This is a genomic window from Nostoc sp. ATCC 53789 (assembly GCF_009873495.1).
Lineage (GTDB): Bacteria > Cyanobacteriota > Cyanobacteriia > Cyanobacteriales > Nostocaceae > Nostoc > Nostoc muscorum_A.
This window is the reverse complement of record NZ_CP046703.1, coordinates 38,780-50,466: the sequence shown is the minus strand read 5'-3', so window position 1 is coordinate 50,466 and position 11,687 is coordinate 38,780. Positions and strand designations below refer to the sequence as shown.

7 protein-coding genes are annotated in these 11,687 nt (G+C 41.2%); 5 read left to right on the top strand and 2 right to left on the bottom strand.

The annotated features are described in order from the left end of the window. Positions 1 to 97: 97 nt before the first annotated feature. The 3 genes from GJB62_RS00180 to GJB62_RS00170 all read left to right on the top strand — a co-directional run bounded on the left by GJB62_RS00180 (position 98) and on the right by GJB62_RS00170 (position 4,644). Positions 98 to 1,774 carry a PfaD family polyunsaturated fatty acid/polyketide biosynthesis protein gene (locus GJB62_RS00180; protein WP_114080272.1) on the top strand — a complete coding sequence of 559 codons (1,677 nt, stop codon included), beginning with the start codon at positions 98 to 100 and terminating at the stop codon, positions 1,772 to 1,774. A gap of 2 nt (positions 1,775 to 1,776) precedes the next feature. Next, positions 1,777 to 3,291 carry a thioester reductase domain-containing protein gene (locus GJB62_RS00175; protein ID WP_114080273.1) on the top strand — a complete coding sequence of 505 codons (1,515 nt, stop codon included), beginning with the start codon at positions 1,777 to 1,779 and terminating at the stop codon, positions 3,289 to 3,291. Between the two features lie 549 nt (positions 3,292 to 3,840). Beyond that, positions 3,841 to 4,644, top strand: a complete 804-nt coding sequence (locus tag GJB62_RS00170; protein WP_114080274.1) for an SDR family oxidoreductase — start codon at positions 3,841 to 3,843, stop codon at positions 4,642 to 4,644. 83 nt (positions 4,645 to 4,727) lie between these two features. Here the strand turns inward: GJB62_RS00170 and hetI are convergent, their stop codons facing one another. Both hetI and GJB62_RS36880 read right to left on the bottom strand, forming a co-directional pair. After that, the gene (gene hetI / locus GJB62_RS00165) at positions 4,728 to 5,447 is read right to left on the bottom strand and encodes a 4'-phosphopantetheinyl transferase HetI (protein ID WP_114080275.1); all 720 of its coding nucleotides are present in this window, start codon (positions 5,445 to 5,447) and stop codon (positions 4,728 to 4,730) included. Between the two features lie 425 nt (positions 5,448 to 5,872). Continuing rightward, positions 5,873 to 7,492 carry an SUMF1/EgtB/PvdO family nonheme iron enzyme gene (locus GJB62_RS36880; protein ID WP_114080276.1) on the bottom strand — a complete coding sequence of 540 codons (1,620 nt, stop codon included), beginning with the start codon at positions 7,490 to 7,492 and terminating at the stop codon, positions 5,873 to 5,875. Positions 7,493 to 8,001: 509 nt separating this feature from the next. On the opposite strand from GJB62_RS36880, the gene dnaN reads away from it, so the two are divergent. Further along, positions 8,002 to 9,165 carry a DNA polymerase III subunit beta gene (dnaN, locus tag GJB62_RS00155; RefSeq protein ID WP_114080277.1) on the top strand — a complete coding sequence of 388 codons (1,164 nt, stop codon included), beginning with the start codon at positions 8,002 to 8,004 and terminating at the stop codon, positions 9,163 to 9,165. Between the two features lie 679 nt (positions 9,166 to 9,844). Then, the gene (locus GJB62_RS00150; RefSeq protein WP_114080279.1) at positions 9,845 to 11,431 is read left to right on the top strand and encodes a B12-binding domain-containing radical SAM protein; all 1,587 of its coding nucleotides are present in this window, start codon (positions 9,845 to 9,847) and stop codon (positions 11,429 to 11,431) included. Positions 11,432 to 11,687: the final 256 nt, after the last annotated feature.

Genomic DNA, 11,687 nt, shown 5'->3' with positions numbered 1-11,687 from the left:
CTCTTACTCTGTGCCCTCTGCGCCTCTGCGGTTCGTTAACAGAGTCAACACCCTTCAACTTTATCATCCATTGTTTGTAATCCGAGGGATAACTACCGTGACAACCGTAGATACGGTACTAAGTAAACACGATAATGGTCTTAACTTCTCCACTTGGTCGCATAACAAAAACCAGGTTTGGAAAGGTTCTTTAGAAACAGTATCTTTTGAGAAACAAACCATCAAAGATAAATTGATGGTGTTAAATAAACCCTGCTACATCGTGAAAGTTGCCGGAAAAATCGGTGTCACTAATGAGGGTTATTTATCCCCTGGTGATAATGGCACAACAGCACAAGTAGAACTCCTAACATTTGCAGCCCCAATCCGCATTCAACAATTTGGAGATCCGAATTTCCTCTCCTCTCATGGAGTGAAATATGCCTACGTTACCGGCGCAATGGCTGGTGGAATTGCTTCCGAAGAAATGGTCATTGCACTCGGAAAAGAGCAAATTTTGAGTTCCTTTGGTGCAGGTGGTTTAACTCCAGAACGTTTGGAAGCAGCCATAAATCGCATTCAACAAGCTTTACCTCAAGGGCCCTACGCATTTAATCTAATCCACAGCCCCAACGAACCTGCGATTGAACGCCGGGCTGTAGATTTATACCTCAAATATCAAGTAAGAACAGTAGAAGCATCTGCATTTCTCGACTTGACTCCCAACATTGTTTATTACCGTGTTGCTGGATTGGGATTGAATAGCGCCAATCAAATTGAAATCAAAAATAAAATCATTGCCAAAATTTCTCGCCGAGAAGTTGCTACTAAATTTTTGCAACCAGCACCAGCCAGAATAATCAAAGAACTTCTTGAACAAGGGTTAATTACTGAGTTACAAGCAACCCTTGCAGCTAAAGTTCCAATGGCTGATGATATTACCGTCGAGGCTGATTCTGGAGGTCATACAGATAACCGTCCCTTGGTTTGTGTGTTACCTTCTATTATTGCCTTGCGGGATGAAATTCAAGCACAATATCATTACCAAATACCCATTAGAATCGGCGTTGCAGGGGGAATTGGTACACCACAATCAGCATTAGCAGCCTTTATGATGGGTGCTGCTTATATAATGACCGGTTCCATCAATCAGTCATGTGTTGAATCTGGGGCTTGTGAACATACCAAAAAGTTATTAGCCCAAGCAGAAATGGCTGATATGATAATGGCTCCAGCAGCAGATATGTTTGAAATGGGAGTCAAATTGCAAGTTCTCAAACGGGGTACAATGTTCCCCATGCGAGCACAGAAATTATTTGAACTCTATCGCGCTTATGATTCCATTGAAAGCATCCCCCTTGCAGAAAGAGAGAAATTAGAAAAGCAAGTTTTTCGCAAAACTATTGCCGAAGTATGGGAAGGAACTGCGGCTTATTTATCCCAAAAGAATCCTGAAAAACTTGGGAAAGCAGTCAATAATCCTAAACTAAAAATGGCATTGATTTTCCGTTGGTATTTAGGATTATCTTCTCGCTGGTCGAGTTCTGGTGAAAAAGGTAGAGAAGTCGATTATCAAATTTGGTGTGGCCCGGCAATGGGCGGTTTCAATGACTGGGTACGCGGTTCTTACCTGTCTGAACCAAATAATCGTGGTGTAGTTGATGTTGCTAATCAAATTATGACTGGTGCAGCCTTTTTGTACCGTGTTCAAAATTTGAAAATTCAAGGACTGCAAGCTTCCGATTATTACAGTCAATATCACCCTGTTCGTTCTACATCATTGTTGGAGATTTAAAAATGACTATAAAACAGTCTTTCACAGCAGACGATATTCAAGTATTTTTGGTATCTAACTTAGCTAAGTTGTTAGGAGTAGCAACTGATGAAATAGATGTCACAGAACATTTAGAAAACTATGGTTTGGATTCAGCCCAAGCAATGATTCTAGTAAGTAACTTAGAAAAGTTGCTCGGATTTCAACCATCTCCGTTGCTTCTGTGGCATTACCCAAATATTGAAGCTCTTTCACAGCGTTTAGCTGAAGAAGTGCAAGATGGTTCGCCAGTTCAAGATACAAAGGTAGTAGCCTCTAATGCCAACACTGCACCCTCAATTCTAGATTTAGGTGCTGAGGCTGTTCTTGACCCTACTATCCATCCTGGTGCTGCATCTAATGTAGCTATAGATGAACCCAAGAACATCTTTTTAACTGGTGGAACTGGCTTTTTAGGAGCCTTTATTATCCGGGAATTGCTACAAGAAACCAATGCGGATATCTATTGCTTAGTGCGTGCTGTTAATGCCGAAGAAGGCAAAAGCAAACTCCAAAAGAATCTGGAACAGTATGCTATTTGGCAGGAAGAATTTAGCTCCAGAATTATTCCTATTGTTGGCGATTTATCTCAGCCTTTGTTAGGTATTGGTTCGGAACAGTTTCAAATATTAGCTGCCAATATTGATACTATTTATCATAGTGCTGCTTTGTTGAATTATGTTTTCCCATACTCTGCACTGAAAGCAGCCAATGTTTTAGGTACTCAAGAAGTTTTGAGATTGGCTTGTCAAGTTAAAGTCAAGCCTGTACATTACGTTTCTAGTGTTGCTGTTTTTGAATCTACTGCTTATGCTGGCAAGGTTGTCAAAGAGCAGGATGAATTCAATCATTGGGAAGGCATTTATCTTGGTTACTCACAAACTAAATGGGTAGCTGAAAAGTTAGTTAAAATTGCTCGTGACCGTGGGCTTCCTGTAACTATCCACAGACCACCACTGATTTCAGGTGATAGCAAGACAGGCATTTGTAACACACATGACTTTATCAACTTGATGACCAAGGGCTGTCTACAAATGGGATATTTCCCTGATGTAGATTATATGTTAGATATGTCACCTGTTGACTATGTAAGTAAAGCGATCGTTTATCTATCACGCCAAAAAGAATCCATAGGTAAGGCTTTCAATTTACAACATCCCCAACCCGCAGCTTTGAAAATGCTAGTTGAGTGGATACGCTCTTTTGGTTATTCAGTTGAAATGATTCCCTATGAAAAATGGCAATCTGAGTTAATCAATAATGTGACTTCTGCTGACAACCCTTTGTACACTCTGCGACCCTTTTTACTGGAACGTTGGTCTGATGAACAACTGACTATTCCTGATTTGTACTTGCAAGCGAGAAGACCCCATATTAGCTGCCAAGATACTCTCCATGCATTGGCAGGTAGTTCTATTGCTTGTCCTCCAATTGACTCTCAATTGTTCATGACTTATACCGCCTACTTGATTCAAAGCGGCTTCTTAAATATCGCTTAGTAATTCACAACTTACGTAGGATATGTTAGGAACGTAACGCACCATCCTGGATACTTTCGGTGCGTTACGAACCTAAAAAATAAGTTTATTTAGTCCAAGCTTTTTAAAACTCAGTACTACTAAATAGCCAATATTTCAGATGCCAGCAACAACTAATACACTAACAGCGGCAATATAATTGCCCTGTTTTTTTATGCTCAATCATGTAAATTTTTAGTATTCAACCCTTGACAGAAGCAATTGAGGATAGAATGGTTAATGTCGGGCATAAAAGGTTGATTTTACCCGCTGGCTTTTGTGAGTGATCAAAAACCAAATGCTAGCAGTCTGAAATAACCGAACTCCTTTAAGGCCTAACTTCTTCGATGCATAAGTCCTAAATTTACGTTTGGACTGCTACATCTATCCAATGCATCACATAAGCATTTGAAAGGGTAATAACTCAAGATATTTATTGTAGGTTGAGATATTACGCGTACTTAATTGTAGAACAAGAACCACTGTAAATGCAACGCAGCTTCATCAAGTTGAATTCACCAATATTCTTACATGAACACAACACATCAAAGACAGAGCAAAAAAACTGCTCTTATTACTGGGGCAGCCGGTGGAATTGGCTACGAATTAGCGTGTATTTTTGCTGCTCATAATTACAATCTGGTCTTAGTAGACAGAAATGGGCCAACGCTAGTAGAAATTGCAGCTAAATTCCAAGAAAAATTTGGAATTTTTGTCAAAACTATTGTTAAGGATTTATCTATATCAACTGCTCCTGAAGAAATTTTCACGGAGTTGCAAAAAGCCGATATTAATGTTGATGTGCTGGTAAATAATGCTGGATTTGGTATCTATGGATTATTTCATGAAACAGACTTAGCTACTGAACTGGAAATGCTACAGGTAAATTTGGTGTGTCTCACCCATTTAACTAAGCTATTCCTGAAGCACATGGTCAAGCAAGGTGAAGGTAAGATATTAAACGTCTCCTCGGCTGCGGCGTTTCAACCAGGGCCTTTGATGGCGGTTTATTTTGCTACTAAAGCCTATATCTTATCGTTTTCAGAAGCGATCGCTAATGAGTTAGAAGGTACTGGTGTCACTGTGACAGTTCTTTGCCCAGGCTCAACCGCATCTGCCTTTCATGAGAGAACCGGAATGGCTGACTCTAAGTTGCTCAAGGGTAAGAGAATGATGGATGCACGAACAGTAGCTGAAGTTGGTTTTCGTGCCTTAATGAAGGGTCAAACCATTGTCATTCCTGGTTTACTCAATGCAATACTTGCAAAAAGCGTCAGATTTGTACCTAGAAACCTGGTGACAAAAATTGTGCGAAATATGCAGGAAGATAAGTAAGCAGGTTGTCATTTGTCATTTGTCATTGGTCATTTGTCTGCAATATCTCTCTTGTTTCAGCCAAGAGATGAGCTTAATCAACATCAATACTGCCAACACTTTAAGTTCCAGCCAAAATTCTCTACAGCAACGGCAGCAACATAATTGTTTGCAGGTACTAGTTCAAAAAGACTCCAGTCTTCTAATATCTGTAACTTGGCTGGTTCTGTAGGAGTCAACGACACTTCAACTTGTTCTAACTGGGATAGTCCGTCTCCAGTTGCTTTTAAATAAGCTTCCTTACAAGTCCAGTAACGGAAAAATACTTCTTGCTGTTGGTTGGGAGATAGCGATCGCAACATCTCATATTCTCTCGGTAAAAAGAACCGTTTGGCAAGAGCTTCAATATCAGACATCGGGCGAATATATTCTAGGTCTACACCAATTGGGCGAGTACAATTCACCGCACACAAACCTAACCCTTGGGAATGAGACAAATTAAATGCCAGTCCACTATCGGCAAATGCATCTGCTAATACTGGTTTGCCACGCTGTTGATAATTAAACTGCACTTGTAAGGGTTGGATACCCAAATAGCGACCTAATATAGTTCGCAGAATACCACGACCAGCAATGAAACGCTGTCGATGTTCCTGAAAATAGAACCGTTCAGCACGAGCCGTTTCGTCATTGGAAAGAGTTGCTGCTAAATTTTGCAGTTGTAGTTCTGGTTGGTCAAGTTCTATACGCCAGACATGAATCTCATCTGGTAACAAAGTTAAATCTGTCGGTGCAGGTAGCCAGAAATGATGAGTAGCGGTCATTGAATCTGATTTGATTTGTTTTGTAACCTTTACCGAAGTTTAGCTTTACTAGTCTTTATTTTATCCTGAAGATATATTTTAAGTTTTCCACAACTAACAGTGCGATCGCTAGTCTTAATGGTTGAATAATTAATTGAAAATATTAAGTAACGTATAAAAATTGATTAAATTTAACTTAGATTATGGAAAAAATCTTACTTTTTATGGAAAAATCTGTGGAAAACTTGATATTTTCCTGATAAAACTTAATTAAGTATAATTACTTTGTGAAAAAGTACCCATGTTTTTCCACAAGTTTTCCACAGGTAGTTAACTTACCTAATATCATATCCGATTGAACACAAAGTCCTGACTTTAATCCCTTTCCTTGGTAAGGAGGTTTTGTGTAGCAGAACCAGCGAAAAGGACAAGAGTGTAAAGGTATACTAAGTCCTAAGTGACGCAGCAACCACAACCCTAAAACCCACCTCGTTGTACCTAACGACACGTGCGACGCTGTAGCGAATCGCCGATCGGCAACGCCCCGGATTGAAGTACCACGAACCACCACGAAGCAGCCGATTCTCATTAGGACTTATCCAAGGGCTAGCGTCTGTTGGTGCTCCGTTATAATTTTCGTGCCAAGTATCTTGACACCATTCCCAGACATTACCATGCATATCAAATAAACCAAAAAAGTTTGGTGGAAATTTTCCGACATCTGTTGTTTGACAAAGAAATTCACCCTTTGACCCAGAATTATAGGTGTAGTTTCCATCATAATTTGCTAAATCAGTCGTAATCGTCTCACCAAAATAAAATGGAGTAGTCGTTCCCGCACGACAAGCATATTCCCACTCTGCCTCACTAGGCAAGCGATAGTTTTTACCTGTTTTGTTAGACAATCTTGCACAAAACTCAACTGCATCATCCCAAGAAACACACTCAACAGGTCGGTTAGCACCTTTAAAGTTGGATGGTTCGGAATTTAAATCAATATTCACCTTTTTCAGCGTAGCTACAATAGCCCATTGGCTTTGTGTAACTGGAAATTTACCCATGAAAAAGGGTTGAACGGTAACAGTGTGCTGTGGACTTTCATCACTGTATCGTTCTGGTTCATTCTCTGGGGAACCCATGAAGAATTGACCACCAGGAATTGCAAACATTTCCAGAACTACACCATTGCCCAAATTTTCTGTAAAAAGCTTTGCTTCCTGTTCTTGCAGAAGTTTTTCTGCTTGCCGTTTTTGATACTCTACTTCTTGTTCTTTCTCTACGCAAACTACATCTTCATCCTTAAGCACATAGTATTGTTGTAATTTTTTTAATTCATTTTTAGCTTTTTCATTCAATGGATACCCTTGTTCATCTATAAAATTTGTCAAGAATAGCCTGTATTTGTCTATATGTTTCTTATATATGCCGTAAGGCTCTAATGCTTTCTCTCGGATTGCACTGGCTTCTAAATCTGTTAATTTTAACTTTTCCTGTAAATCTTTCAAGATTTCAGATTCCACAAGAGAAATCTCACCATCAGACGCAAATTCTTCAGCTTGCTGACGATACTTAACTATGGCGGCTTCCCTACTTGCCTGTTTTTCTTGACGCTCCTTAATTAGTTGTTCAGCAGCAAACTTAATTCCCTGAGCTACATTTGTGAATGCATCGTCTTGATTATTCCAAGATTTAACAGGTAAGGCATTTTTGGGCAGAGCCTGTAGTTTAGCAAATGGTGCCGATTGCCAAGAAACGTTTCGCAGAATAATTGGAATGACAAAAGCCTCTCCAGCTTCGTGGCGTTCTATTGCTTTGGTAACTTCAATATCCCAACAGTATTTAGAGTATATAAAGTCTGAACTGACGAGCAATAAAATGATATCGGCTGTGTTCAAATTTTCATTAATCTGCTGATCCCATTCTTTTCCAGGTGGTATTTTGCGATCGTGCCAGGTTGAAATTACACCTTGCCGTTCCAACATAGTAAGATGTTTAGCTAATTCATCCTTTAGAGGTTCGTCGTTGTGAGAGTAGGAACAGAATACCTTGAGCGACACCTCTATCATTTTGCGTCTTTAGGAATAGCATAAATTAGGCTTTTCACAAATTATAGTATGTTTGCGTACTACACTGGGTGACTGGAAGTCGCTGCTACACAGACAAAACCGCCTTTTCTATCTATGGAACGCTACGCAAAGGCGGGTTAAAAACTTTGATTTTCTGTCAGTTACAGACCTAACCCCCAGTCCCTTCCTTGCAAGGGAAGGGGAGTAAGATTCAAAGCCCCTCTCCTTTTAGGAGAGAGGTTTGGAGAGAGGTCAAAGTCATTGCATCTATAGATGCGTAGCGGCTTCCCGTAGGGTACGAGAACCGCTATATGAACCCTATTGGATTTTAGCTAACTGACGATCGCAGCCGATGCCCCATTCATAAGATCCATTTACAGAAGAAAGCTTAACAGAATCGGCTGCTAAAGGATTGGTGAGTTTGGAATTTTACCCTTAAATAACTTCATTAGCGATCGCCTATAAACGATAAGGATGTTACCATATCCTTCACCAGCTGAATCTCACTTATGAAATTAGTTTGCTCCCAAAGCGATCTCAGTACAAATCTCTCACTCGTTAGTCGTGCAGTACCTTCACGACCAACTCATCCAGTACTTGCCAATGTGCTGTTACAAGCGGATGCTGAAACTAACCAAGTAAGCTTAACAGCCTTCGATCTCAGCTTGGGAATCCGCACCAGCTTTAACGCAGAGGTATGGCAAGGTGGTGCGATCGCACTTCCTGCTAAGTTACTTGTAGATATCACCTCTCGTCTTCCAGAAGGCGAAATCACTTTAGACGATGAATCAGCCCTCACAGGTGCAACATCCGGTGGAGAAGGTTTAATAGTTACACTCACACCCAAAAGTGGACATTATCAAGTCCGAGCAATGGGACCGGAAGAATTTCCTGAACTACCTGTAATTGAAAATACAGAAGTAATTTATCTCACCACCGCCGCATTAGTTGAGGGATTACGGGGTTCATTATTTGCTACCAGTGGTGATGAAACTAAACAAGTACTGACGGGAGTACATTTAACAGTTAAACAAGATACCCTAGAATTTGCAGCTACCGACGGACATCGCCTAGCAGTGGTAGAAACTAGCAACGAGCGTCCTTTAGGCGGAACTAGTCAACTAGAGGTGACAGTACCAGCGAGAGCATTACGCGAACTCCAACGGATGCTAGCTCATAGTGCCTCATCAGATGAACCTGTAGCTTTATATTTCGATCAAGGTCAAGTTGTGTTTGCATGGCAAAATCAACGCTTGACTAGTCGCACATTAGAAGGGCAATATCCTGCTTATCGACAATTGATTCCGCGTCAATTTGAACGACAAGTGACAATTGAACGGCGACAATTTGTCAGCACATTGGAACGGATTGCTGTGCTAGCAGACCAGAAAAATAATATTGTCAAACTTAGTATTGATAGCGAAGCTCAAGAAATTACCTTATCTTGTGAAGCTCAAGATGTGGGTAGTGGTAGAGAGTCAATGCCGGCGCAGATATCTGGAGAAAACATTGAAATTGCTTTTAACATTAAATATCTGATGGAAGGTTTGAAAGAGTTACCATCTTCCGAAATTCAAATGCACCTAAATCAAAGCCTGACTCCAGTTATTTTTACACCATTGGGTGGTTTGAAAATGACTTATTTAGCTATGCCTGTGCAACTGAGAAGTTGAAGGGTGCAGGAGGCAGGGAGTAGGGGGCAGGGAGTAGGGGGCAGGGAGTAGGGGGCAGGGGAAAAGAACAGATTCAAACGTCTTTCTCTTTATTGAGATGTTGTTTAGAAAATGTTATACAACACCCTAAAAGTTGTTGAGCAAATAATTAAATTTAGGACTTTCGTTGTAGGGACAATTCATGAATTGCTCCTACGACAGATATAGTTCAAATACATGAAAACTGCTGTAAAAGGATCTGGCGATAAATAAAGACGGGTTGCAGCCCGTCTAAAAAATAGCTTGAAAGTGCAAATACACCTTGTATAGTTATTAAAAATAACACAGTTAATTTGTTCAGAGTTGCCAATTTGCCAAGTGGCTTTCCATATTTGCGGGCTGTCCCTGCCCCCTTGCTCCCTGCCCCCTCCTCCCTTCCCCCTGCCTCGTTCAAATGAAGTTAAGGCAGATGCCCACCCTACAAGAATCATTCTTTAATTCAGCAAAACCCGCAGTCTTGGAGTCCTCCCTAGTATAAAAGTAGTAATAATTGCCCTTAAAAAATATTGTTTCGTCTAAATCAGTCATAGTAGAATTTACAGCTACTGCATACAAAAGCTTCTCTAAGTGTTTTACCAGAGCGGCGAAGTTGTATTTGAACTTAACCAGCAGCTAAGATCAAGGTTTATAAGCATCAAATATGAACGTTTTACTTCTATACCCCCTTTTTCCAAAAAGTTTTTGGTCTTTTGAAAAAACACTGGCTTTATTAGACCGTAAAGCAATGCTACCGCCTTTAGGCTTGGTAACTGTAGCCGCGATATTACCTCAAGAATGGGAGTATAAGCTAGTAGATCGAAATGTTCGTGCCTGTACGGAAGCAGAGTGGGCTTGGGCCGATTTGGTTATTATGTCGGCGATGATTGTGCAAAAAGAGGATTTGCTCTGTCAGATATCGGAAGCAAAACGCAGAGGTAAACGGGTAGCTGTGGGTGGGCCTTTCCCGACAGCGTTACCAGATGAAATGACATCCGCCGGAGTGGATTACTTGATATTGGACGAAGGGGAAATTACCCTACCTTTATTTGTAGCAGCGATCGCACGGGGCGATCGCACAGGTATCTTTCGCTCTGGCGGTGAAAAACCAGATGTTACCAACACTCCCACCCCTCGCTTTGACTTGTTAGAGTTTGAAGCTTATGCGGAAATGTCGGTACAATTTTCTCGTGGATGTCCCTTCCAGTGTGAATTCTGCGACATTATTGTGCTGTATGGTCGCAAACCTCGCACCAAAAACCCAGAACAGTTATTAGCAGAACTTGATTATCTCTACAAACTGGGTTGGCGACGCAGTATTTTTATGGTGGATGACAACTTCATCGGTAATAAGCGGAATGTCAAATTATTTTTGAAGTCTCTTCTGCCCTGGATGGTAGAACATAACTATCCCTTTTCTTTTGCGACAGAGGCTTCAGTTGATTTAGCCCAAGATCAAGAACTGATGGACTTGATGGTAGCGTGTAATTTTGGAGCGGTTTTTCTAGGAATTGAAACCCCCGACGAAGAAAGTCTCACTTTCACTCAGAAATACCAGAATACCAGAGACTCGCTCAGTGAAGCGGTAAATAGAATTACCCGCTCAGGGTTGCGAGTTATGGCAGGCTTTATCATTGGGTTTGATGGCGAAAAAGTAGGAGCCGGGGCGCGAATTGTCAAATTTGTTGAGCAAACAGCAATTCCCACGGCTTTATTTAGTATGTTGCAAGCCCTTCCAGATACAGCCCTTTGGCATAGATTAGAAAAAGAAGGACGACTCCGCAATAAATCAGCCAACATCAACCAAACCACGTTGATGAACTTTGTCCCAACTCGACCTTTAGAAGACATAGCTCGTGAATATGTGCAGGCGTTCTGTGATTTGTATGAGCCAGAGCGGTTTTTGGAGCGTACATACAAACACTTCCGGCTTTTGGGCGAAGCAACCTACCCGAAAAAGGGCAAAGCTGCCAAGAAACCATTGAACTGGAAAGTACTCCGAGCGTTTCTAATCATTTGCTGGCGGCAGGGTGTACGTCGTCAGACGCGCTGGCAATTCTGGCGTAATTTGTGGAGTATGTATCAGCATAATCCAGGTGGGGTGAGTAGCTACTTAGCCGTTTGTGCCCAAATTGAGCATTTCTTGGAGTATCGCCAAATTGTTCGGGATGAAATTGAAGCTCAAGTGGCTGATTTTCTGCAAGCAGAAGCTAGGGTAAAACCTGAAGCGCAACTGATGGTTAATTCCTAGTAGTCTGCCAACCCAAAAATGCTGCGTGATGTCTGGGTAAAGGGGAAGGGGTAAGGGATTTGAAACCTTTCCCCCTTCCCCTTTACCCTTTACCCCGCCAAGTTCACTTGGCTAACTACTAGTGAATTAAATTTGCAAGACCTTGCAATGTTAAAAGGGGATGGGGATTGGGAAGAGCGTGGAAAAATGATGTTTGGGGCTTTAACCCGTCCTAAATACCCAGTTCCCATTCCCCTGCATTAAAAACGCTACGCTT